Annotated in this window: 22 protein-coding genes and 3 tRNA genes; 8 read left to right on the forward strand and 17 right to left on the reverse strand. The window is 68.0% G+C overall.

The genetic code is table 11. The features are described from left to right. Positions 1 to 440: 440 nt before the first annotated feature. The gene (locus AN478_RS08235) at positions 441 to 1,589 is read left to right on the forward strand and encodes a choice-of-anchor F family protein (RefSeq protein WP_054966136.1); all 1,149 of its coding nucleotides are present in this window, start codon (positions 441 to 443) and stop codon (positions 1,587 to 1,589) included. 117 nt (positions 1,590 to 1,706) lie between these two features. Here the strand turns inward: AN478_RS08235 and efp are convergent, their stop codons facing one another. Further along, positions 1,707 to 2,270: an elongation factor P gene (efp, locus tag AN478_RS08240; protein ID WP_054966137.1), complete on the reverse strand. Its 564-nt coding sequence runs from the start codon at positions 2,268 to 2,270 to the stop codon at positions 1,707 to 1,709. Positions 2,271 to 2,462: 192 nt separating this feature from the next. Between efp and AN478_RS08245 the strand changes: the two genes are divergently transcribed. From AN478_RS08245 to AN478_RS08270, 6 genes are all read left to right on the forward strand, one after another. After that, on the forward strand, positions 2,463 to 2,777 hold the full coding sequence (locus tag AN478_RS08245) for a gamma-butyrobetaine hydroxylase-like domain-containing protein (RefSeq protein WP_054966138.1): 315 nt from the start codon (positions 2,463 to 2,465) through the stop codon (positions 2,775 to 2,777). 137 nt (positions 2,778 to 2,914) lie between these two features. After that, complete coding sequence (locus AN478_RS08250; protein WP_054966139.1) at positions 2,915 to 3,616, forward strand: rhomboid family intramembrane serine protease; 702 nt, start codon at positions 2,915 to 2,917, stop codon at positions 3,614 to 3,616. A 29-nt stretch (positions 3,617 to 3,645) separates the two neighbouring features. Further along, the gene (gene uvrC, locus AN478_RS08255) at positions 3,646 to 5,472 is read left to right on the forward strand and encodes an excinuclease ABC subunit UvrC (protein WP_054966140.1); all 1,827 of its coding nucleotides are present in this window, start codon (positions 3,646 to 3,648) and stop codon (positions 5,470 to 5,472) included. Then, the gene (pgsA, locus tag AN478_RS08260) at positions 5,469 to 6,044 is read left to right on the forward strand and encodes a CDP-diacylglycerol--glycerol-3-phosphate 3-phosphatidyltransferase (protein WP_074471325.1); all 576 of its coding nucleotides are present in this window, start codon (positions 5,469 to 5,471) and stop codon (positions 6,042 to 6,044) included. Before uvrC ends, pgsA begins: the two co-directional genes overlap by 4 nt. A 65-nt stretch (positions 6,045 to 6,109) precedes the next feature. Beyond that, positions 6,110 to 6,185: transfer RNA gene (locus AN478_RS08265), tRNA-Gly, on the forward strand. A gap of 62 nt (positions 6,186 to 6,247) precedes the next feature. Further along, positions 6,248 to 6,322: transfer RNA gene (locus AN478_RS08270), tRNA-Cys, on the forward strand. Between the two features lie 310 nt (positions 6,323 to 6,632). On the opposite strand, the gene AN478_RS13960 is transcribed toward AN478_RS08270, so the two are convergent. The 3 genes from AN478_RS13960 to AN478_RS08280 form a co-directional block, all read right to left on the reverse strand. Then, complete coding sequence (locus AN478_RS13960; RefSeq protein WP_156344090.1) at positions 6,633 to 6,797, reverse strand: hypothetical protein; 165 nt, start codon at positions 6,795 to 6,797, stop codon at positions 6,633 to 6,635. Between the two features lie 366 nt (positions 6,798 to 7,163). After that, positions 7,164 to 7,252: transfer RNA gene (locus AN478_RS08275), tRNA-Leu, on the reverse strand. A gap of 108 nt (positions 7,253 to 7,360) precedes the next feature. Beyond that, a complete protein-coding gene (locus tag AN478_RS08280) occupies positions 7,361 to 7,957 on the reverse strand; it encodes an HdeD family acid-resistance protein (protein ID WP_054966141.1) in 597 nt (198 codons plus the stop codon). Between the two features lie 399 nt (positions 7,958 to 8,356). Here AN478_RS08280 and AN478_RS08285 point away from each other — a divergent pair, with 399 nt between their 5' ends. Next, positions 8,357 to 9,520, forward strand: coding sequence for an aminotransferase class V-fold PLP-dependent enzyme (locus tag AN478_RS08285; RefSeq protein WP_082432968.1), 1,164 nt, complete (start codon positions 8,357 to 8,359; stop codon positions 9,518 to 9,520). A 25-nt stretch (positions 9,521 to 9,545) separates the two neighbouring features. Here the strand turns inward: AN478_RS08285 and AN478_RS08290 are convergent, their stop codons facing one another. From AN478_RS08290 to AN478_RS08350, 13 genes are all read right to left on the reverse strand, one after another. Further along, positions 9,546 to 10,331 carry an MBL fold metallo-hydrolase gene (locus tag AN478_RS08290; RefSeq protein WP_054966142.1) on the reverse strand — a complete coding sequence of 262 codons (786 nt, stop codon included), beginning with the start codon at positions 10,329 to 10,331 and terminating at the stop codon, positions 9,546 to 9,548. Between the two features lie 10 nt (positions 10,332 to 10,341). After that, positions 10,342 to 11,112: a TatD family hydrolase gene (locus AN478_RS08295; protein ID WP_054966143.1), complete on the reverse strand. Its 771-nt coding sequence runs from the start codon at positions 11,110 to 11,112 to the stop codon at positions 10,342 to 10,344. A gap of 17 nt (positions 11,113 to 11,129) precedes the next feature. Then, on the reverse strand, positions 11,130 to 12,680 hold the full coding sequence (gene metG, locus AN478_RS08300; RefSeq protein WP_054966144.1) for a methionine--tRNA ligase: 1,551 nt from the start codon (positions 12,678 to 12,680) through the stop codon (positions 11,130 to 11,132). 54 nt (positions 12,681 to 12,734) lie between these two features. Beyond that, on the reverse strand, positions 12,735 to 13,514 hold the full coding sequence (locus tag AN478_RS08305) for a PSP1 domain-containing protein (protein WP_054966145.1): 780 nt from the start codon (positions 13,512 to 13,514) through the stop codon (positions 12,735 to 12,737). Between the two features lie 16 nt (positions 13,515 to 13,530). Next, positions 13,531 to 14,550 (reverse strand): DNA polymerase III subunit delta', encoded by a 1,020-nt coding sequence (gene holB / locus AN478_RS08310; RefSeq protein WP_054966146.1) that lies wholly within the window; start codon positions 14,548 to 14,550, stop codon positions 13,531 to 13,533. Then, the gene (tmk, locus tag AN478_RS08315; RefSeq protein WP_054966147.1) at positions 14,532 to 15,182 is read right to left on the reverse strand and encodes a dTMP kinase; all 651 of its coding nucleotides are present in this window, start codon (positions 15,180 to 15,182) and stop codon (positions 14,532 to 14,534) included. Before tmk ends, holB begins: the two co-directional genes overlap by 19 nt. Position 15,183: 1 nt before the next feature. Next, positions 15,184 to 16,215 (reverse strand): endolytic transglycosylase MltG, encoded by a 1,032-nt coding sequence (gene mltG, locus AN478_RS08320; protein WP_054966148.1) that lies wholly within the window; start codon positions 16,213 to 16,215, stop codon positions 15,184 to 15,186. Continuing rightward, on the reverse strand, positions 16,208 to 17,065 hold the full coding sequence (gene pabC, locus AN478_RS08325) for an aminodeoxychorismate lyase (RefSeq protein WP_054966149.1): 858 nt from the start codon (positions 17,063 to 17,065) through the stop codon (positions 16,208 to 16,210). Before pabC ends, mltG begins: the two co-directional genes overlap by 8 nt. Positions 17,066 to 17,260: 195 nt before the next feature. After that, positions 17,261 to 18,499, reverse strand: coding sequence for a beta-ketoacyl-ACP synthase II (fabF, locus tag AN478_RS08330; protein ID WP_054966150.1), 1,239 nt, complete (start codon positions 18,497 to 18,499; stop codon positions 17,261 to 17,263). A 77-nt stretch (positions 18,500 to 18,576) separates the two neighbouring features. Beyond that, positions 18,577 to 18,813, reverse strand: coding sequence for an acyl carrier protein (gene acpP / locus AN478_RS08335; protein WP_054966151.1), 237 nt, complete (start codon positions 18,811 to 18,813; stop codon positions 18,577 to 18,579). A gap of 101 nt (positions 18,814 to 18,914) precedes the next feature. Continuing rightward, complete coding sequence (fabG, locus tag AN478_RS08340) at positions 18,915 to 19,655, reverse strand: 3-oxoacyl-ACP reductase FabG (protein ID WP_054966152.1); 741 nt, start codon at positions 19,653 to 19,655, stop codon at positions 18,915 to 18,917. Next, positions 19,655 to 20,608: an ACP S-malonyltransferase gene (gene fabD, locus AN478_RS08345; protein WP_054966153.1), complete on the reverse strand. Its 954-nt coding sequence runs from the start codon at positions 20,606 to 20,608 to the stop codon at positions 19,655 to 19,657. The genes fabG and fabD overlap by 1 nt, the downstream gene beginning before the upstream one ends. 36 nt (positions 20,609 to 20,644) lie before the next feature. After that, positions 20,645 to 21,616 carry a beta-ketoacyl-ACP synthase III gene (locus AN478_RS08350; RefSeq protein WP_054966154.1) on the reverse strand — a complete coding sequence of 324 codons (972 nt, stop codon included), beginning with the start codon at positions 21,614 to 21,616 and terminating at the stop codon, positions 20,645 to 20,647. Positions 21,617 to 21,624: the final 8 nt, after the last annotated feature.

Raw genomic sequence — 21,624 nt, forward strand, 5'->3', positions numbered from 1 at the left:
AATTTTCCATCCGGACAATAAGGAGGGATCTTCCCCCGTACTGCACATGCCCGCCGGCCGGCAAGCCGTACGCATGGGACACGTGGCCGGAGTCCGTAAGGGCCCCTTTTTTTCGATGGCTTTTACGGCGGAAGCCCTCGCAATCCGGGATCCTGCCTGCCTTGGATAACATGTATTCCACGGATCCCGTCGGCCACTTTGCAGTGGCCGATCCCACCGAGCCCTTCTCCACGAAAAATGCGGCGCCGCACACCGGCACTAGGCCGTTGACGGGCTTTACAGAAGGCAAACGGACAGAATTTTTAATATTTTACCAATAGTTTTAGTTGTTTGTTTTTAAAAACCTTTTAAGTTGGCTCGCTATTTGAATAGGCATAAATGCAACGGGAAGAGGTCTGGAATACCTTCCCGGACCATGAACCGATTTCAAGGAGGGACATATGCGCTCCAAGCTGTTTGGCCTCTCGGCGGCAGGCATCCTGCTGGGCACCGCAACGGGGGCCCAAGGGGGGACGATCCTCAACTGGAACCTCGACAATGTCGCGGTGGACCCCGGGCCCTACGCGGACGGCACGACCTACTACAGCACCATCTACGACGAGCCCGTTACGGGCGGGGTGGGGGATGCAGCCACCAACGGACGTATGGCCTTCGAGCCCCCGGAGGGTGCGGCCCCCGGCATGAAGGTGATGAACGATGCCCCGGATCTCAATCCCGGCCAGGACATCGGGAACTGCATCATGGCGGCGGGGGACGCCACCTGCGAGAGCGGTTTCCAGAGCGGCAAGCGCTACAAGCTGCACGCGACGGAAGCCGAGCCCATTGACCTGGTCTTCAACGTGGTGGACTCCCAGGAGACCACCGACTACCGGGTCTTCGAGAAGATCAGCAACTACACCGGTGGCTCCCTGGAGGGCTTCGAGCGGGAGCTCGGCTTCGGCATCGGCGAGGACTTCACCCAGTCCACCGCCGAGGATGGACTGAGCTTCGGCAGCGAGGCGCGGACCCAGTTCCCGTTCGAGCTGTTCGGGGACGCGGAAGAGCACCCGTTCCATGAGCTGTCCGGGTTTTACGACCCCACGGCCACCTCCGGCTACGAGCTGGACCTGGCGGAGGACTCCATGGCCAGCAGCGGGTTCTACGGCGCCTACGGGGACTTCTTCGGCGACTGGCTGGACAACGGCGAGGTCCCGGACGGGTACTTCTGGGATCACGACAACGACCCGGAGACCGAGGACATCCTGATGGCCACCTACGACGAGGAGGAGGGCGCCTGGATCCAACGCCGGGAGGAGCAGGACGGCGAGGCCGTGCCCATCGAGCCCACGGAGGTTTCCGAGGCGGAGCTGCTGGAGGACGGGTATTACAGCGCCGCTGTCACCGACCTGGCCAACCTCAACCTCAACTACTTCGTCAACGTGGGTAATGTCACCGACTGGAGCACCTACGAGCAGGGCGTGGGGACCTTCACCCTGCGGCTGACCCCGGATAGGGCGGTGGACGTTCCCGCCCCGCAGACCGCCGGGCTGCTGCTGACCGGCCTGGCCCTGGTGGTCGCCGGCCGGCGCCGCCAAGCCGGCCCCTGCTGACCCGGGATAAGGCGGCCCCGGCCCGGGGCCGCCCCGAGGGCCCAGGAAAAGAATGCCCCGGCTCCCCTTCGGGGAGCCGGGGCATCGTCGTATGGGGCGGGAGCCCCGGACGGTGCGTTACTTCACCCGGTCCTCGTAGGTGCCGTCGGCGGGGTTCACCCGGATCACGTCGCCGGATTCAACGAAGGGCGGTACCATGACGGTCACGCCCGTCTCCACCTCCGCGGGCTTGTAGGAGGCGCTGGCGGTCTGGCCCTTCACCACGGGCTCCGCCTCCACCACCTTGAGCTCCACGGCCTTGGGGAGCTCGATTCCGATGGGGCGCTCGTTGTGGAAGAGGACCTCCACCTCGGTGTTAGGCAGGAGGAAGTCCGTGGAGCCCTCCAGGACGTCCTCGCCGATGGTCACCTGGTCGTAGGTCTCCTGGTCCATGAAGACGTAGTGGGCGCCGTCGTGGTAGAGGAACTGCATGGGTCGGGGCTCCACCACGGCCTTCTCTACCTTCTCCTCGGAGCGGAAGCGGTGGTTGGTCTTGGTCCCGGTCTCGATGTTCTTGAGCTCCGCCTGAATGAACGCGCCCCCCTTGCCGGGCTTGGTGTGCTCGGTCTTCAGGACCCGCCACAGGCCGCCTTCGAACTCGATGATATTGCCCTTGCGGATCTGCAGTGCCTCAAGCTTCATGGTTCCCTTCTCTTCGATTTCCGGTGGGGTGGGGCGAACATATTATCAAGAACTGATAAATTACGGTCCGGTCCAAGGAATCAGGCTTTCCCAAGGGGCCGGAGGCCGGGGCCGTTTTTACCATATCCCGTGCAGCCAGCTTAAGTCGGTCCCGGGACGTCAGTGAACCGAGATCGAGGAGCGTTTACGGCCATGAGCCAGAATAGCAGCCATCAGCCGGTGGAGATCCGCCCCCACACCAAATCCAAGATCCTCGAGATCGAGTGGGACGACGGCCACATCTCCAAGCTCACCTACGAATACCTGCGGGTGGAATGCCCCTGCGCCGACTGCAAGGGCCACACCCCCGACCAGGCGAAGACCATCACCGGCAAGGAGAACGTGGACATCACCGACTTCCAGCCGGTGGGGAACTACGCCCTCCAGCTTTCCTTCGACGACGGCCATAATACCGGCATCTTCACCTGGGACTACCTGCGCCGGCTGGACACCTCCGCCGAGGCCTAGGGGCCTCCGGGAACCAAGCCGTCCCGAGGAAGGAATGAGGCGCGGGCCGCCCCAGGGGCGGCCCGGATTCCCCGCGCTCCCGGATGCCCCGGACCGGTATCGGTCCGGGGCCCGGTCCAAGGGATACCCCATACCCCATGATCCCCCTGTACGACGACAACCCCACAAGCCGCCCGCCGGTGGTCACGGTCGCCCTGATCGCCCTCTGCGTGTTGGCGTTCCTGGGTCAGATCTCCCTGAGCGAGCAGGCCGCCACCCGGCTCATCTACCAGCTGGGGGCCATTCCGGCGGTGATCACCGGCGAGCTGCGCCTGCATCCGGATCTGGCGGGCGCGGCACCGGCGCATGCCACCCTGTTCACGAGCATGTTCCTGCACGGGGGGCTGCTGCACCTGGGGGGGAACATGCTGTACCTGTGGATCTTCGGTAACAACGTGGAGGACGCCCTGGGCCACTTCCGCTTCCTGCTGTTCTACCTCGCCGGAGGGGTGGTTGCGGCCCTGGCCCATATCTACATGGACCCCGTGTCCGAGGTGCCCATGATCGGCGCCTCGGGCGCCATCTCCGGGGTGCTCGGGGCCTACCTGCTGCTGTACCCCAAGGCGCAGGTGGCGGTGCTGATCCCCATCGGCATCATCCTCCAGCTAGTGCGTCTTCCGGCGGTGGTAGTCCTGCTGCTGTGGTTCCTATTCCAGTTCCTCTCCAACGTGTTCGCGGGTGCCCAGGAAGGGGGCGGGGGAGTGGCCTGGATGGCCCACATTGGCGGTTTCCTCGCCGGCATGGTCCTCCTGTTCCTGTTCAAACGCCGGGGTGTCCCGCTTTTCGGCGATGGGCGCTGATCCGGCAGGAACCTGTACCGCGTTAAGGCATGACCGAAAGCGAGCAGCGTAACGCCCTGATTCATAAGATGCCCACCGGCCCCGGCGTCTACCAGATGGTGGACGAGGCCGGGGTGGTGGTGTACGTGGGCAAGGCGCGCAACATCCGCAACCGCATCCGCAGCCATTTCCAGAACGCGGATACGGACGCCAAGACGCGCGCCATGGTGCGCCAGATCCACGACATCCACGCCACCCTGACGCACACGGAGACCGAGGCCCTGCTCCTGGAGAGCAACCTCATCAAGCGCCACAAGCCGCGCTACAACGTCCTGCTGCGGGATGACAAGAGCTATCCTTACATCTTCCTGTCCCGCAGCCACGACTACCCCCGGCTGGCCTTCCACCGCGGGCCCCAGAAGGAGAAGGGGCGCTACTTCGGGCCCTATCCGTCCGCCGGGGCGGTGCGGGAGACCCTGAAGCTGATGCAGAAAATTTTCCCGGTGCGCCAGTGCGAGGACACCTTCTTCGCCAACCGGTCGCGACCGTGCCTGCAGTACCAGATCGAGCGCTGCAGCGGCCCCTGCACCGGCGAGGTCGACGAGGAGACCTACCGGGAGTACGTGCGTCAGGCGGAGCTGTTCCTCGCCGGGCGCAACGAGGAACTCGACCGCGAGCTCACCGAGCGGATGGAGCAGGCCTCGGCGGAGATGCGCTTCGAGGAGGCGGCGCGCCTCCGCGACCAGATCCGGGCCATCCGCCGGGTCCAGGAGCACCAGCACGTCAGCGGCGGCAGCGGCGACCACGACGTGATCGCCGTACGCATGGAGGCGGGGGTGGCCTGCGTGCAGGTGTTCTTCATCCGGGGCGGACGCAACCTGGGCAACCGGGGCTTCTTCCCCAGCCACACCGAGGGGGTGCCCCCCGAGGCGGTGCTGCAGGCGTTTTTGACCCAGTTCTACGACGACAAGCCGGTCCCGCCGAGCGTGGTGGTGAACCAGCCCCTGGACGAGAAGGAGGCCCTGGAGGAGGCCTTCGCCGAGCGCATGGAGCGCAAGGTGACCATCACCCATCCGCAGCGCGGCGAGAAGCGCCACTGGGTGGCCATGGCCGAGCACAACGCGGATAATGCCCTGCAGCGCAGGATTTCCGACTCGGCCAGCCTGGAGGCCCGCTACCAGGCCCTGGCGGACGCCCTCGGTCTCGAAGCGCCCCCGGAGCGCATGGAGTGCTTCGACATCTCCCACACGCGGGGGGAGGGCACGGTGGCCTCCTGCGTGGTGTTCGACCGGGAGGGGCCGCGGAAATCCGATTACCGGCGCTTCAACATCCGGGACATCGAGCCGGGGGACGACTACGCGGCCATGGAGCAGGCCCTGTCCCGGCGCTACGGCCGGCTGAAACGGGAAGGGGCGCCGCTGCCGGACCTGGTCATCGTGGACGGGGGCCAGGGCCAACTGCATGTGGCAGAACGGGTCTTCGAGGAGCTGCAGATCTCCGGGGTGGAGCTGCTCGGGGTGTCCAAGGGCCCGGAGCGCCGCCCCGGCGAGGAGGATCTCTGGCAGCCGGGCCAGGCGCACGCCTTCAGCCTCGACCCGCATTCCAAGGCGCTGCACCTCCTGCAGCAGATCCGGGACGAGGCCCACCGCTTCGCGGTCTCCGGCCACCGGCAACGACGCAGCAAGGCTCGCCGCGAGTCCGCCCTGGACGGCATTCCCGGGGTGGGGGGCAAGCGCAAGAAGGCCCTCTTGAGCCACTTCGGCGGCCTCAAGGGCATCCGGACCGCGGGCGTGGAAGACCTCCAGAAGGTGGAGGGGATCAGCCGCTCCCTGGCGGAGCGCATCTACGCGGAATTCCATTCGGGGAGTAACGGGTGAACTGGAACGTTCCGAACATCTTGACCCTCATCCGCATCGGGGCCATCCCCCTGCTGATGGGCCTGTTCTTCATCCCGGGCTGGCCCGGCTACCTGGCGAGCACAGTGGTCTTCGTGCTCGCCGCCATCACCGACTGGGTGGACGGCTACTGGGCCCGCCGCTACGAGCAGACCAGCGCCTTCGGCGCCTTCCTGGACCCGGTGGCCGACAAGCTCATGGTGGCCACGGCCCTGGTCCTGCTTACCGCCGACGGCCGCGCTCCGGCCATCCTCACGGTGATCATCATCGGCCGCGAGATCACCATCTCTGCCCTGCGGGAGTGGATGGCGGAGCTCGGCAAGCGGGCCGCCGTGGCGGTTTCCTGGATGGGCAAGCTCAAGACCGCCGCCCAGATGGTGGCCATCGTTCTGCTGCTCCTGCACGTGCCCATCCAGGGGGTGAACGTCCATCTCTGGGGCTTGGGGCTGCTGACCCTGGCGGCCATCCTGACCCTCTGGTCCATGATCCTCTATCTCAAGGCGGCGCTGCCCATCCTGCTCTCCGGGGAGGAGAGCCCCGCGGAGGGGTCCTGACCCGCCGACGGACGGGGCGGCGCCTTGACACGAAAGGGCCGTTTTGCGAGATTAAGCCTTGCCGAGCGGAAGTAGCTCAGCTGGTAGAGCACAACCTTGCCAAGGTTGGGGTCGCGAGTTCGAATCTCGTCTTCCGCTCCAAACACCAAGCAGGTTCCGCACCTGGAAGGGGAAAGCTGTTTGGCTTTCCCTTTTTGTTTCCCGGCTGGGTGGCAGAGTGGCGATGCGACGGACTGCAAATCCGTTCTACGTCGGTTCGATTCCGGCCCCAGCCTCCATATAGCGCACCTCCCGGAAAAGGCCGCCCCTCGAGGGCGGCCTTTTCCGTTTCTATCCCCCTTGCATCGCATACCCTGCTTCCCCCCAAGGCCGCGCCCGAATGGCAAAGCTCCGGGACGCGCCTTTTTGCTCCCCGGGGGAGGCCTCGCCCCTTACCAAAGACCGGCTTCCCGCGTGGACCCCGAACCCGTGCCGAGCGGGGAGCAAGTCCCATCCGCGGGACAGGGGACCCCCGGAAGCCCAGGCTCGCGGGGGTTCCCGGGTTGGTGGGTCTTTACGTTCTCATTTTGTTCTCGTTGGCGGGACAGGCTAGAGGAGGAGCCGGAACAGACCTACGAGCAGGAAGATCCCGCCGATCAGGGCCAGGGGCAGGATCTCGCCGCGAGGCCGCTGCTGGCGGTGGAGGTTATAGGCGCTGACCTCGAGGATGAGGCCGAAGATCAGTGCGGCGATAGCGATGATGGGGGCGTCCACGGGACCTCCTTAGCTGGAATGATTGGATTGGCTCTACGCCGTACCGCCGGGGTGGCGGCATGCCACCGGTTGGCCTCCCACAAGGTGCCATAAAGGGTACGGGCTGTAAGGGGTTGCCGGAAGGCCGAAGCGATGGGAACACTGGTAGCAGGGCCCCGCCATGGGGCGCGATTCCAAAGGGAGGAAAACCATGGAACTTGCCGTCAACGTGCTGGCCGTGCTTTCCCTGCTGATCCTGGCCACGATTATGTATATGACGGCGCACCCGCATTAGCCGGAAACCGCTGCGGGTACCAAAGAGGAAGGCCGCCCCGGAAGGGGCGGCCTTTTTTCATGGGACCGACGGTGTCTGGTCCCAGGGTAGCCTGGTGGCCGGGGAGGGACTCGAACCCTCACGGAGGTTACCCTCCAGCGGATTTTAAGTCCGCGGCGTCTACCAATTCCGCCACCCGGCCGGAGTATGGCGCCCAAGGACCTTTCGGACCCTAAGGGCGGGAATACTTTACCAGTTCCGACCCGGAGCAGCGACCGGCAGAGCGCGCCAAAGGGTTGCTACGGCGCGGTTATTGGGAGGGCTCGGTGGAGGCGCCACTGACGCGGCTATTCCAGGCCAAATAACCGATGGCCGACCCTTCAGCAAGCAGGTGGAGGCCGAGCAGAACCCCGAGGACCCAGCCAGCGGAAACCGGCAAATTGCCCAACAGGAAGGCGGCCAGGACCAGCCCAAGGATCCCGCTGCCCAGCACCCATTGCCAGTTCGGGATCGGCCGAATGGTCAGGGAGAAGACCACCTTGGAGATGCCTTCCACCATTAGGTAGACCACGAGCAACAGGCTCATTGTGGCCAGACCCTCCCGCGGCTGCAGCAGGAAGAGCCAGCCAATCAGTACCGAAAGAACCACGGAAATGAGCTGGATCCAGAAGTGGGGGACATGCCTGGCCCCGATCAGGCTGATCGCCTGAACCAGCCCGCTGATGATCAGGATCCAGCCGAGGATCGCCACCATGGCCACCGAAGAGAGCAGCGGATAGGCCAGGGCCAGGAGTCCTGCAACCCCCATGCACCCGCCCTGAATCAAGTGCCAGAGCCAATGCCGCCTGACGGTTTCCCGGAGGGCTTCACGCATGGCCTGGGCAGCGTCTTCCAAGGATACCGCCATGATCGGGCTTCCTTTGGCCTTCGGAATCGGCGAAGTTCGCCCGGACATCCGGGCTTCCTCAGGCCAAGTTAGCGGCCCAGGTCTCTAGCGGTCCAGTTTTCCATCTTGCAGCCAAGCGCACCGGGCCGTAATGCAGGGTTTGGCACGGGAAGGCAAAGACCGGCGGGCACGAATAACCCATAGGCGCCTACCGCCCAGCCTCGGCAGTGAAAGAGCACCAAACCGGGACCCATGCGAAAGGGGCCGCTTACGCGCCCCCGAATTCTATTTAACATAATATACATTATGCGCAATCCAGTGGGCCGGAGAAGGCGCCACCTTGAGGCCTAGCGGCCATTGGCGCTGCCGGCAGGCTTCCGCGGGCTCCCGGACGGAGGCCCTCTGCGTTACACTCCGGACATGGCAACCGAAAACCACCACGACGACCCCCTCGAGCCGCTGGTGGCCGCCGAATTCCCGGTGGCCGAACGGCACATCTACCTGAACCACGCGGCCATCAGCCCGTGGCCGGAGCGCACCCGGCGGGCGCTGCAGGACTTCGCCGACGGCATCACGCGGGACGGCTCCCTGCATTTCCCCGAATGGCAGGACAAGGAGCGGCAGCTGCGGCAGCGCCTCGCCCACTTGGTCAATGCCCCCGGGCCGGAGTCAGTCGCCCTGGTACCCAACACCTCCGCCGGCCTGTCCCTGGTGGCCACGGGTCTGGACTGGCGCCCCGGCGACAACGTGGTCATCACCGACTCCGAGTTTCCCAGCAATCGCATGCCCTGGGAGGCCCTCGCCGACCAGGGCGTTGAGGTGCGCGAGGCGGCATGCACGCCCGCCGGCGAGGCGGACTGCGAGGCCAACGTGCTGAGGCTGGTGGACGAACGCACCCGGGTGGTGAGCATAAGCAGCGTGCAGTTCGGCACCGGGCGGGCCCTGGATCTGGAGCGCATCGGCCGGGAACTGGCGGGGACACCCACCGCCTTCTGCGTGGACGCCATCCAGAGCCTGGGCGCCTTCCCCTTCGATGCCCGCGCGGTGCACGCGGACTTCGTGGCAGCCGACGGCCACAAATGGCTGCTGGGGCCGGAGGGGCTGGGGGTGTTTTACTGCGCGCCGGAATGGCTGGAGGGTCTGCGGCTGCACCAATGGGGCTGGCACATGGCGGAGCCCTTCGGGGACTTCGACGCCCGGCAGTGGGAACCAGCCCCCACCGCGCGGCGCTTCGAGCCGGGCACCCCGAACACGCCCTCCAACCACGCCCTGGAGGCCAGCCTGTCGCTGCTCCAGGAGGTGGGCGTCGACCGGGTCGGGGAGCGGATCCGGGAGCGGGTGGACCACCTGATCGCCGGCCTGGAGGACCTCCCCGGCGTGGAGCTCATCTCCCCGGTGGACCCCGACCGACGCGCCGGCATCGTCACGGCCCGCTTCGGCGACCGCACCGACACCGTCTACCAGGCCTTGCGGGACGCCGGGGTCCAAGTGCTCCCCCGGGCCGGCGGGGTCCGCTTCGCCCCGCACTTCTACAACCGCCTTAGCGAGCTGGACCGGGTGCTGGAGATCATCCGCGCCGCCTGAGACGGCGGCCCGGTCTCCCCCTTCCCTACGCCCTCGCGCCGGAAATGGGGATGCGCAGCCCGTCGTAGGCGGGCTCCATGCCCTCCGGGAGCTCGCCGGCGAGCTGTTCGAAGTCGATGTCGTGGGTGAAATGGGTGAACACGGTGCGCTTCGCGCCGATCCGCTCGGCCAGGGCCACCGCCTCGTCCACGCGCAGGTGGGTGGGGTGCTCCCGATAGCGCAGGCAGTCCAGGATCAGGACCTCCAGGCCCTCCAGCAGGGCTAGGCCCTCTTCGGGGATGCGTTTGACGTCGGTTAGGTAGGCGAGCCCGTTGAACCGGTACCCGTAGATGGGCCAGCGCCCGTGCTCCACCGGCACGGGGGTGACGGTCACCGAACCCCACTGGAGGGACTCGGTCAGGGGCCGGGCCTCCAGAACGGGGATGTACCAGCCCCGCTCGGGTGGTGGCGGGTCGCCGAAGCAGTAGTGGAACCGCTGCCGGGCCTCCTCCAGGGTCGCCGGCCGCCCGTACATCGGGATTACCTGCTCCTGGAGCCCGTTGAAGGCCCGCATGTCGTCGATGCCGTTGATGTGGTCGGCGTGGGTATGGGTCAGGAACACCCCGTCCACCCGGTCGATCCCCTCCCGCAGCGCCTGGTGGCGCATGTCCGTGGAGGTGTCCACCAGGAGGGATTCGCCGTCAACGCCGCGGACCCAGATCGAGGCCCGGGTGCGGTGGTTGCGGGGATCCTCCGACCGGCAGACCGGGCAACGGCAGCCGATCACCGGGGTGCCGGCGCTGGATCCCGAGCCGAGGATTACCGCCTCCACGCCCAGCTCCTCAGCCGAGCCGGAACAGGCGGAGGAAGTTCTCGGTGGTGGCCGCCGCCAGCTCCTCCAGCGACTCGCCCCGCTCCTCGGCAACCCGCTCGGCGGTGTAGCGGACGTAGGCGGGCTGGTTGGTCTTGCCGCGGTAGGGCTCGGGAGCCAGGTACGGGGCGTCGGTCTCCACCAGGATCCGGTCCGCCGGCACCTTCTTGGCCACCTCCCGCAGGTCGGCGGCGTTCTTGAAGGTGACGATGCCCGAAAAGCTGATGTAGAAGCCGGCATCCAGGGCCGCACGGGCGGTGTCCCAGTCCTCGGCGAAGCAATGCATGACCCCGTTAACCCCCTGGTCGGCGGCTTCGCGCACCATGGCAACCGTATCCTCCCGCGCCTCGCGGGAATGGATGATCAGGGGCAGCCCCATCCGGCGCCCGGCCTCGATGTGGGCGCGGAAGCGCGCCTGCTGGTCGGCCGGCTCCACGTGGTGGCGGAAATAGTCCAGCCCCGTCTCGCCGATACCCACCACCTTCTCGTGCGCCGCCAGCTCTGCCAGGCGGTTGGCGGTGGGCTCCTCCACCCCGTCGTAGTTGGGATGGACCCCCACGGTGGCGTACACCTCCGGGTCGGACTCGGCCACCTCCAGGACCCGGGGGAAGTCCTCCAGGCATACGGAAATGTTCAGCAGGTAGCGGACCCCCAGCTCCCGGGCGTGGCCCATGAGCTCCGCCGGGGAGGCCTCGTAGTCGGGGAAGTCCATATGGCAATGGCTGTCGGCCAGCTCGATCATGGCTTGAACGCTCGTTCCTACGTTTCCGGTTCCTGCACCTTCTGGAACACGGGCTTGGGCTTGGTGATGGTCAGGGTGGCGGGCCGGGCGCCCCATTGGGCGTCCCGATCCAGCTCCACCCCCTCCAGACTGTAGCCCATCTGCATGAACATCCGGTTACAGGCCTCCGGCATCACCGGCCACAGGTGCAGGTCGACGATCCGCACGGTTTCCAACAGGTTGGCCAGCACCGTGGCCAGGCGCTCCCGGTTGCCCTCCTTGTTCAGGACCCAGGGGGCCGTCTCGTCCACGTACAGGTTGCCGCGGCGCACCACCTCGAACACCGCTTCCAGGGCCCGGTGGAAGCGCAGCTGGTCCATGTGCTCCTCGAAGGCGGCGGGAAGCCCGTCCAGGTGGGCCTTGAGGTCGGCGTCCTCGTCGGTCTCCACCGCGGGCAGGCCCACCTCTTCCCCGAGGTATTTGCGCTGCATGGATAGGGTGCGGTTCAGCAGGTTGCCCAGGTCGTTGGCCAGCTCCTCGTTGGCCCGGCGCACCATGGCCGCGTCGGAGAAGTCGCCGTCCTGGCCGAAGGGCACCTCCCGAAGGAGGAAATAGCGCACCTGGTCGGTGCCGTAGTAGTCGGTCAGCCCGAAGGGGTCGAGGACGTTGCCCTTGGACTTGGACATCTTCTGCCCCTCCTTCGTCCACCAGCCGTGGGCGAAGATCTGGCGGGGTAGCGGCAGGCCCGCGGCCATGAGCAGGGCCGGCCAGTACACCGCGTGGAAGCGGAGGATGTCCTTGCCGATCAGGTGCAGGTCCGCGGGCCAGAAGCGCTGGTAAAGATCTTCATTTTCAGATCCGTATCCGAGTGCGCTGATGTAGTTCGTGAGCGCGTCGATCCAGACGTAGATGACATGGTCGGGATCGTCGGGGACCGAGACCCCCCAGGTGAAGGTGGTGCGGCTAATGGACAGGTCCTTCAGGCCCTGGTCGAGGAAGCTGAGGATCTCGTTGCGGAAGTTGTCCGGCTGGATGAACTCGGGGTGGGCCCGGATGTGCTCCACCAGGGCGTCCCCGTACTCGGACAGGCGGAAGAAATAGCTCTCCTCCTGCACCCGCTCGAGGGGCTGGCCCGACTCGGCGTCGCAGCCGTCCACCACCTGGCTGTCGGGGACGTAGGCCTCGTCGGAGACGTTGTACCAGCCCTCGTAGACCCCCTTGTAGATGGCCCCGCTTTGCTCCAGCAGGCCCCACAGCTTGCGGACCCCGGCGGCGTGTCGGTCCTCGGTGGTCCGGATGAAGTCGTCGTGGCTGATCTCCAGGCGCTCCCACAGTTCGCGGTAGCGGCCCACCACCTGATCCGCCAGCTCCTGCGGTGCGATGCCCTGGCGCTGGGCGGAGCGCTCCACCTTCAGGCCGTGCTCGTCGGTCCCGGTCAGGAAATAGACGTCCCGGCCCCGCAGGCGCTGGTACCGGGCCACCACGTCCGCCGCCACGGTGGTGTAGGCGTGTCCGATGTGGGGGACATCGTTCACGTAGTAGATCGGCGTGGTGATATAAAACCTTGAATCGGCTTCACTTCCGGCCATGGACGATCCGCTGTAGAGGGTGGGTTGGAATCGGCGCGGTATGGGGTCGCGCCCTTATTCCGGGTTGAGGTGGTATTCGGGCTGGCGCTCGGGGCCGCGAAGCACGATCCGGCCGTCCGGCTCGTCGCCGCGCGCCTCCTTCTTGGCCTTCTTGGCGCCGCAACCGCCGCAGCCACCGCCACTGCCCTCTTCCGCGCTGTAGCCTTCGTGCTCGAAGCGCAGGCAGCATTTGAGGCGGCCGCACATCCCGGTGGAGCTGTTGGAATTGGGCTCGATGCCCTGTTCCCGGGCCATTTTCACGTTGATGGGCGGGAAGCCGTCCATGTGCCCCGCGCAGCAGAGGGTCTTGCCGCAGGGTCCCAGCCCGCCCACCAGGGCGGCCTCGTCCCGCACGCCGATCTGGCGCATCTCCACGCGGATGTGGAACTTCCGGGCCAGGATTCGCACCAGTTCCCGGAAATCCACGCGGTGGGGGGCGGTGAAATAGAAGGTGCCCCGGTCGCCGTCGAAATCCATGCGCACCTTGGAGACCTTCATCTCCAGCTCCAGGGCCCGGGCCTTGCGGCGGGCGTAGCGCAGGGCCTCCCGCTCGCGCTCCTCCAGGGTGGCCAGCCAGCTCTCGTCGCGGCTGGACAAGCGCCGGAGGACCCGTTTGAGGCGCCCGGGAAAGGGCAGTTGGCTATTCTCCACCTGGCCGATAACCACATCGGCCACCTCGGTGCCGTCGTCGGTCTCCACCAGGACCCGGTCCCGGGGTGAGATGGATTCGTCGTCCACGGGGAGAACGAAGACCCCGTCGGAGAACTGACTCTTGATGCCGATCTGCTTAGCCATGGGAAAACCCGGCCTGCTAGGACGTTGACGGCGGGATCCGCGGCATGGCCTCCGGATCCCGCCACCAGAAAAGAAACTCCTCGAGGGCCAGCCGCGTGCTGGCCCGACCGGCCTCGGCCTCCGCCAGCCCCTCCCCGGCGCGGAGGAGCCGCTCCGCGGCCGCCGGCCCCAACCGCCGGGCCTCCTGGGCGAGCCGCTCCCGGCGGTCGGCGTTGACCAGATGCTCCGGGGGGGCCTGGCCGGCGGTGACCGTAACACGGGTCAGATCCCGCAGCCAGGCTTGCAGGTGGGGGAGCCAAGCGGCCGATTCCCCCTTGGCCCAGCGCTCTGCCACCTCCAGGAGGGATTCTCCTCCCCGGGCGCGCGCCGCTTCAAGCCCCTCCAGAACGGCGTCCCGCTCCGCCACCAGGGACCGCCGGGCCCACTCCAGGGCGCGACCGGGGGCGCCCCCGGACATGCGCGCGGCCAGCCGGGGGTCCTCCCCGCTCAGGCCATGGGTCTCGGCGAGCCACTGCTCCACCTCTTCCGCGGGCACGGCCCCGAACCGGAGCAGCTGGCACCGGCTCCGGATGGTGGGGAGCAGCTGGTCGGACCGATGGCTTACCAGCAGGAATACCACCTCGCCGGGGGGCTCCTCCAGAACCTTGAGGAGTGCGTTGGCCGCGTGGGCCCCCATGGCCTCGGCGGGATCCAGGATCACCACCCGCAGGCGGCTTTCCTGGGGAGTCAGCTGCACCTGGGCCACCATCTCCCGGAGGGGATCCACCCGGATCTCCTCCTCCCCTTCCGTCGGCAGGGCGATGAGGTCGGGGGCCGTACCGGCCAACCGATGGCGGCAGGGGGGACACTCGCCGCAGGGCGGCTGTCCCGGTCCCCGGCGACACAGCAGACGGGCCGCCATCCACCGCGCAGCGGTGGCCTTCCCCGTCCCCCGGGGACCGGCCAGCAGGAGACCTTGGGGAACCTGGCCGCTCTGCAGGGTGGCCTCCAGGCGGGCGACGGGGGCTTCCTGGCCGATCAGGCCCCAGCGCGCCATTGCGCAAGCTCCCGTGCCAGCCACGCGTCCAGGGCCCCGGCCACTTCCGACCAGGACCCACCGGCGTCAATGGGCTGGAAGCGCTCCGGCTCCGCCTCGGCCCGCTGCCGGTAAGTGGCCTGGACCCTCCGCAGGAAGTCCGTCCCCTCCTCCTCGAAGCGGTCGGACTGCCCTCCTTCCCCGGCACGACGGCGGAGCCCCTCCCGGGGCGAAAGCTCGAAGAGCAGGGTCCGGTCCGGCTGAAAGCCGCCATGGACCCAGTGCTCCAGAACGCGGATGCGCTCGGCGGATAGGCCCCGGCCACCGCCCTGGTAGGCGTAGGTGGCGTCGGTGAACCGGTCGCAAAGCACCCATTGGCCGGCCTGGAGCGCAGGCCGGATGACTTGTTCGAGGTGCTGGGCGCGGGCGGCGAACATGAGCAGGGTCTCGGTATCGGTCGTGGGCCCCTCCCCCTCCGTGCCCTTGAGCAGGCTGCGGATGGATTCCGCCAGGGGGGTCCCCCCGGGCTCACGGGTGGCGACCACCTCCACCCCTTCCTCCCCCAGGCGCTCCGCCAGGTAGGACGCCGCTGTGGTCTTGCCCGCGCCGTCGATCCCTTCCAGGGTGATGAACCGTCCGGAACGGGCCGGCAACCTACCGCCCCCCCAGTTGGTAGCGCCGCACGGCCCGGTTGTGCTCCTGGAGGGTTTCCGAGAACACGTGGGTACCGTCCCCGCGGGAAACGAAGTACAGGGCGTCGGTTTCCTCGGGCTGGCAGACCGCCCGGATGGCCGAGCGCCCGGGGTTGGCGATGGGCGTCGGCGGCAGGCCGTCGATGCGGTAGGTGTTGTAGGGGGTGCGCTCCCGCAGGTGACTGGACCGCAGGTTACCGTCGAACTCCTCCCCCAACCCGTAGATCACCGTGGGGTCGGTCTGCAGGCGCATCCCCTTCCGGAGCCGATTGATGAACACCCCCGCGATCTCCGGGCGCTCCTCCGGAACGGCGGTCTCCTTCTCCACGATGGAGGCGAGCACCAGGGCCTCATAGGGCTCCTCGTAGGGCAGGCCCTCCTCCCGGTTCGCCCACTCCTCCTCCAGGATCCGGCGCATGCGCTGGTGGCTCCGGCGAAGGATCTTGGCCGCGCTCGTGCCGCGCGCGAAGCGGTAGGTTTCCGGAAACAGCCAGCCCTCGGCGCTCTCGTAACCGCGCTCGTCGAGATTCAGCATCCCCACCAGCTCCGAATCCTCCGGCCCCTCCGGCAGGTCGGCGGCATCGAGGGGATCCTTGGCCCGCAGGCGCTCCAGGAACTGCCGCACCGTCCGCCCTTCCGGGAAGGACACGGAATGGAGCACCACGTCGCCGCTGATCAGGGCTTCCAGCACGTCCAGGGGGGTCATGTCGGGAGCGAGGCGGTATTCGCCGGCATGGATCCGGGGGGCGACATTGAACAGCCGCCCGAGCAGACGCATCTCCAGGGGCCGATCCACCCATCCCTTATCCGTCATGCGCTGGACCACCGCACGGAACGGGGAGCCCTGAGGCACCTGCAGGAGGGGTGCGGCCGCCGCACCCAGCGGGCGGGTGGCGAACTGGTGGAGATGCCAAGCGCCCCAGGCGGCACCGAGGACGCCCGTCAGAACCAATACCAGAAGCCAGCGGCGCCAGCCGCGCAACGGATTACGCATAGGCCGCCTCCAGGGACCGCCGAAGCCGGACGGTCTGGGGACCGGGAGCCGAAGGCAGGCCCCGACCGCCGTGCTCCCGGATCGGCCAGATCCCGATGATGGAGTTGGTCAGGAATGCCTCCTCGGCGCGCTCTAGGTCCACTTCCCGGACTTCTCCTTCTTCGGTGGGCAGGCCGGCAGCCCGGGCGTGCTCCAGGATCCGGCGCCGGGTTACTCCGGGCAGGCCCGCCCCACTCAGGTCGGGGGTCTTCAGGACGCCGTCCCGGACCAGGAAGAGGTTGGTCACGGTCCCTTCCACCAAGCGCTCCTCGTGGTCCCGGAGGAGCCCTTCGGCGATGTCGGGGTCCGCCCATTCCATGCGGGCGACGATGTGATTGAGCTGGTTCATGCTCTTGATCCGGCCGTCCAGGGCGTCCCCGCTCACCTGGCGGGTCCGGCAGAGGACGGTGCGTACACCGGAACGCTGCCACTCCGGGGGATGTTCCGGCCACGGCAGGCGCATGACCACGCGGGTGGGCTCCGGATGGGCCGGGGGCGCGAGGCCGCGTCCGCCCGGCCCTCGCGAGACCAGGATCTTGATCACGTTCCGCTCCCCGCCCCCCTGGTGGGCCACGAGGCCCTCCGCTTCAGCGGCCAGGCGCGCGGGATCAGGAGCCGGGATCCCCAGGAGCTCCGCCCCCTGCCGCAGGCGCTCCAGGTGGGCGGCGCCGTCGAGCAGGCGCCCGTCCCGCGCGGCCACCGTCTCGAAGACCCCGTCGCCATACTGGAACCCCCGGTCCGAAACCGGGATGACGGGGTCCCCGATTTCGCACGGATACCCGTTAACCAGAGCGGCAGGGGGATGACTCATGCGGAGCTTCGGGGAAGGCTGTGCAAGATCGTCAGGGGCTCCCGGGAAAGGCGCCGTGCCGGCTGGCCCATGGTAGCACAAGGGCCGCCGCCGAAGCGGCGGCCCCGCCGCCCGGATTCCGGCGCCCCTCCGGCGGGCCCGTTCCCAGGCAGGCCGCGCGGGGCCCCCAGGGCCCCTTCCGCGACAGGCAGACGGTCAGGCCCGCTTGAGGACCAGGGTGGCGTTGGTGCCCCCGAAGCCGAAGGAGTTGTTGACCGCCGCCCGCACCGGCATCTCCCGGGCCTCCCCCGGAACGTAGTCGAGGTCGCATTCCGGGTCCGGATTCTCGAGGTTGATGGTGGGCGGCGCGACCCCGTGGTAGACGGCCAGCGCGGCAACGATGCTTTCCACGCCGCCGGCGGCGCCCAACATATGCCCCACCATGGACTTGGTGGAGCTGACGGCCAGCTTGCTTGCGTGGTCGCCGAACACGCGCTTGACCGCCATGGTCTCCACCCGGTCGCCGGTGGGCGTGGAGGTCCCGTGGGCGTTGACGTAGTCCACCTCCTCCGGAGCGAGCTCGGCGTCCCGCAGGGCCAGCTCCATGCAGCGGGAGGCGCCCTCGCCGTCCTCGCTGGGGGCGGTCATGTGGTAGGCATCGGCGCTCATGCCGTAGCCCCCCACCTCGGCGTAGATCCGCGCCCCGCGTGCGATGGCCGCTTCGCGCTCCTCGAGGACCACCACCCCGGCGCCCTCGCCGAGGATGAAGCCGTCGCGCTCGGCGTCGAAGGGCCGGCTGGCGCCCCGGGGGTCGTCGTTGTTGGTGGACAGCGCCTTGGCTGCGGCGAACCCGCCCACCGCAAGCGGCGAGATGCAGGATTCCGTGCCGCCGGCGACCATGGCGTCGGCGTCACCGTACTGAATCAGCCGGGCCGCGTCGCCGATGGCGTGGGTGCCGGTGGCGCAGGCGGTCACCGCCGCCACGTTGGGACCCTTGGTCCCATGTATGATGGAGAAATGCCCCGATACCATGTTGATGATCGAAGCGGGGATGAAGAAGGGCGAGATCTTGCGCGGCCCGCCGTTCATATAGGACTCATGGGCCTTCTCGATGAAGGGCAGACCGCCGATCCCGGAGCCGATGGCCACGCCGACGCGCTCGGCGTTGTCCTCGGTGATCTCCAGGCCGGAGTCATCCATGGCCATGGAGGCGGCTCCCAGCCCGTAATGGATGAAGGTGTCCATCTTCCGGGCTTCCTTCTTGGGGATGTAATCCCCGGGCTCGAAGCCGTTCACCTCTCCGGCGATGCGGACGGGGAAGTCCGACGCATCGAACCGAGTGATGGCATCGATGCCGCTGCGCCCGGCGACGATCGCCTCCCAGCTTTCCGTGGTGGTGGCGCCTACGGGGGTCACCATGCCCACTCCGGTTATGACCACGCGACGTTTCAAGATTCGCCCCTATCCCTGAATAAGAAAGCGGCACCCCCTTTGATCGAGGCACCGCCCAGGTCCAGCAACCCCGACGGCCGCTAGCCGACGTTGTTGTTAATGTAGTTGATCGCTTCCTGGACCGTGGTGATTTTCTCCGCCTCGTCGTCCGGAATCTCGCAGCCGAACTCCTCCTCGAGGGCCATCACCAGCTCCACGGTGTCCAGGGAGTCCGCGCCCAGATCGTCGACGAAGGATGCCTCGGTGGAGACCTCTTCCTCGCTGAGACCCAGCTGCTCGGAAACAATCTTCTTCACGCGAGCGTCGGTATCGCTCATTGTTAGCTTTTCCTCCTTCAAGGGTTTCGCGAAGCCCCGACTAGGTACCACATTTGCCGGGGCGGCTCAAACGGTTGAAAAAAGCGCCCTCCCAGAGGGAGTTACCCCATGTACATGCCGCCGTTCACATGGAGCGTGGAGCCGGTGACGTAGCCGCCCCCCGGCCCCGCCAGGAAGGCCACGCACTCCGCCACCTCGGCGGGATCGCCGAGGCGCGCCAGCGGGATCTGCTGCAGCAGGGCCTCGCGCTGCTCCTCGGGCAGCTCCCGGGTCATGTCGGTCTCGATGAAGCCGGGGGCGACCGCGTTGACGGTGATGCCCCGCGGCCCGAGCTCCCGGGCCGAGGACTTGGTGAGTCCCAGGATGCCGGCCTTGGCGGCGGAGTAGTTCACCTGGCCGGCGTTCCCCATGGCGGCCACCACGGAGGCGATGTTGATGATCCGCCCGCCCTTGGCCTTCATCATGGGCCGGGCCACCGCCCGGGTCAGGCGGAAGACCGAGGACAGGTTGGTGTCGATGACGTCCTCCCAGTCCTCGTCCTTCATGCGCATCAGCAGGCCGTCGCGGGTGATCCCGGCGTTGTTCACCAGGATCCCCGGGTTGCCCAGGTCGTCCTGCACGGACTTGATGAAGGGCTCGATGGACTCGGTCTCCGTCACGTCCAGGGCGTAGCCCTTGGCCTCGATCCCGGACTCCCGGAGGGCCTGCTCCGCCTTCTGCGCGCCGGACTCGGAGGTGGCGGTGGCAGCCACGGTGGCGCCGAGCTCGCCCAGCCGTTGGGCAATGGCCCGGCCGATCCCCCGGCTGGCGCCGGTCACGATTGCGGTCTGGCCGTCCAGCATCACGCGTCCCCTTGTTGGGCCTGTTCCAGGGCCTGGTTCAGGCTTTCCTCATCGGTCACGGGCAGGCAGGGCATGCGCCGGTCGATGCGCTTGTTGAGCCCGCACAGCACCTTGCCCGGTCCCATCTCCATCACCCGCGCCACGCCGCTGTCCCGCATGTGGCCGATGGTGGCGGTCCAGCGCACGGGGTTGGCCAGCTGCCGGACCAGAGCGTCCCGGATGGCCTCCGGGTCCTCGGGCGCGGCCACGTCCACGTTGTTGACCACGGGTACCGCGGGGGCGCGCAGCTCCACCTCTTGGAGACGCTGGGCCAGCCGCTCCGCGGCGGGCTGCATCAGGGGGCAATGGGAAGGGATGGAGACGGGCAGTTCCACGGCACGCTTGGCGCCGGCTTTTCCCGCCTCCTCCATGAGGCGGTCCACCGCACCGGCCGCCCCGGCCACCACAACCTGTCCGGGGGCGTTGAAGTTCACGGCGCGGACGATCTCGCCGGACTGGCGCTCCTCGGCGGTGCACAGCTCCTCCACCGTGGGATCGTCCAGGCCGAGGAGCGCGGCCATCTTGCCCTCGCCCGCGGGCACGGCCTCCTGCATGAACCGGGCCCGGTCGGCCACCAGCCGCACCGCGTCGGCGAATTCGAGGCTGCCGGCGGCCACCAGGGCGGTGTACTCGCCGAGGCTGTGGCCGGCCATGAAACGGGGCGCGGCGCCGCCCCGAGCCGACCACAGCCGGTGCGCGGCCACCCCGACCGTAAGCATGGCGGGCTGGGTGACCTCCGTCCGGTTCAGCTCCGCTTCCGGGCCTTCGCGCACCAGCGCGCCCAGATCCAGACCCAGGGCCTCGGAGGCCTCCTCCAGGGTCCGGCTGACCACCCCATCCGGGTCGGGATAGGCGTCGAGCATGCCCACGCTCTGCGAGCCCTGGCCCGGGAAGACGAATGCGAAATCGCTCATGGTTCGGCTGTTCCCCCTCTTGGTGTGCGGTCGGATCTACCAGCGCAGCAGCGCGGAGCCCCAGGTGAACCCGCCGCCAAAGGCCTCGAGGAGGACCAGGTCCCCCGGGCGGATGCGGTCCTGGCGCACCCCTTCGTCCAGGGCGAGCGGGACGGAGGCCGCAGAGGTATTGCCGTGGCGGTCCACGGTGACGACCACCCGGTCCATGGGCAGGGCCAGTTTCTTGGCAGTGGCCTGGATGATGCGGATGTTGGCCTGATGCGGCACCAGCCAGTCCACCTCCCCCTGGTCCAGCCCGTTGGCCGCCAGGGTCTCCTCCACCACCTGGCCCAGGGTGTTCACGGCCACGCGGAACACCTCGTTGCCCTTCATGTGGATGGTGCTCTCGGGGTCCTCGCTGTCCCAGCCGGTGGCCACGCCCTTGGGGACATTCAGGAGGGCCTCCTGGCTGCCGTCGGCGTGGAGGTGGGTGGAGAGGATCCCCTGCTGATCGGTGTCGTCCGCCTCCAGCACCACCGCCCCGGCGCCGTCGCCGAACAGCACGCACGTGCCCCGGTCCTCCCAGTTCACGATCCTGGACAGGGTCTCCGCCCCCACCACGAGGGCGCAGCGCGCCGCGCCGGAGCGCAGGAACTTGTCCGCGGTGGCGAGGGCGTAGACGAAGCCGGTGCAGACGGCCTGGACGTCGAAGGCCGGGGGCCCGACGACGCCGAGGCGGCCCTGCAGCAGGCAGGCGGTGCTGGGGAAGACCTGATCGGGGGTGGTGGTGGCGACGATGATGAGGTCCACCTCGGCGGGCTCGCGGCCGGCGGCCTCCAGGGCGCGGCGGGCGGCCTGTTCCGCCAGGTCCACGGTGGACTCGTCGGGGGCGGCGATACGCCGCTCCTTGATGCCCGTACGGGCGGTGATCCACTCGTCGCTCGTGTCCACCAGGGATTCCAGTTCCTGGTTGGTCAGGACCTTCTCGGGGAGGTAGCTCCCCGTGCCGGTTATCCGCCCGCGCGTCATGCGTCCGC

Origin of the sequence: Thiohalorhabdus denitrificans, from assembly GCF_001399755.1 — a bacterium.
GTDB lineage: Bacteria > Pseudomonadota > Gammaproteobacteria > Thiohalorhabdales > Thiohalorhabdaceae > Thiohalorhabdus > Thiohalorhabdus denitrificans.

Bases quoted from the DNA above. Each gene is read 5' to 3' on its own strand.
- AN478_RS08245 (WP_054966138.1), top strand. From the start codon at position 2,463: ATGAGCCAGAATAGCAGCCATCAGCCGGTGGAGATCCGCCCCCACACC.
- metG (WP_054966144.1), bottom strand. From the start codon at position 12,680: ATGGCCGGAAGTGAAGCCGATTCAAGGTTTTATATCACCACGCCGATC.
- AN478_RS08285 (WP_082432968.1), top strand. From the start codon at position 8,357: ATGGCAACCGAAAACCACCACGACGACCCCCTCGAGCCGCTGGTGGCC.
- AN478_RS08235 (WP_054966136.1), top strand. From the start codon at position 441: ATGCGCTCCAAGCTGTTTGGCCTCTCGGCGGCAGGCATCCTGCTGGGC.
- fabD (WP_054966153.1), bottom strand. From the start codon at position 20,608: ATGAGCGATTTCGCATTCGTCTTCCCGGGCCAGGGCTCGCAGAGCGTG.
- pabC (WP_054966149.1), bottom strand. From the start codon at position 17,065: ATGAGTCATCCCCCTGCCGCTCTGGTTAACGGGTATCCGTGCGAAATC.
- uvrC (WP_054966140.1), top strand. From the start codon at position 3,646: ATGACCGAAAGCGAGCAGCGTAACGCCCTGATTCATAAGATGCCCACC.
- efp (WP_054966137.1), bottom strand. From the start codon at position 2,270: ATGAAGCTTGAGGCACTGCAGATCCGCAAGGGCAATATCATCGAGTTC.
- AN478_RS08295 (WP_054966143.1), bottom strand. From the start codon at position 11,112: ATGATCGAGCTGGCCGACAGCCATTGCCATATGGACTTCCCCGACTAC.
- AN478_RS08305 (WP_054966145.1), bottom strand. From the start codon at position 13,514: ATGGCTAAGCAGATCGGCATCAAGAGTCAGTTCTCCGACGGGGTCTTC.
- AN478_RS08280 (WP_054966141.1), bottom strand. From the start codon at position 7,957: ATGGCGGTATCCTTGGAAGACGCTGCCCAGGCCATGCGTGAAGCCCTC.
- AN478_RS08250 (WP_054966139.1), top strand. From the start codon at position 2,915: ATGATCCCCCTGTACGACGACAACCCCACAAGCCGCCCGCCGGTGGTC.
- mltG (WP_054966148.1), bottom strand. From the start codon at position 16,215: ATGCGTAATCCGTTGCGCGGCTGGCGCCGCTGGCTTCTGGTATTGGTT.
- fabG (WP_054966152.1), bottom strand. From the start codon at position 19,655: ATGCTGGACGGCCAGACCGCAATCGTGACCGGCGCCAGCCGGGGGATC.
- acpP (WP_054966151.1), bottom strand. From the start codon at position 18,813: ATGAGCGATACCGACGCTCGCGTGAAGAAGATTGTTTCCGAGCAGCTG.
- holB (WP_054966146.1), bottom strand. From the start codon at position 14,550: ATGGCGCGCTGGGGCCTGATCGGCCAGGAAGCCCCCGTCGCCCGCCTG.
- AN478_RS08350 (WP_054966154.1), bottom strand. From the start codon at position 21,616: ATGACGCGCGGGCGGATAACCGGCACGGGGAGCTACCTCCCCGAGAAG.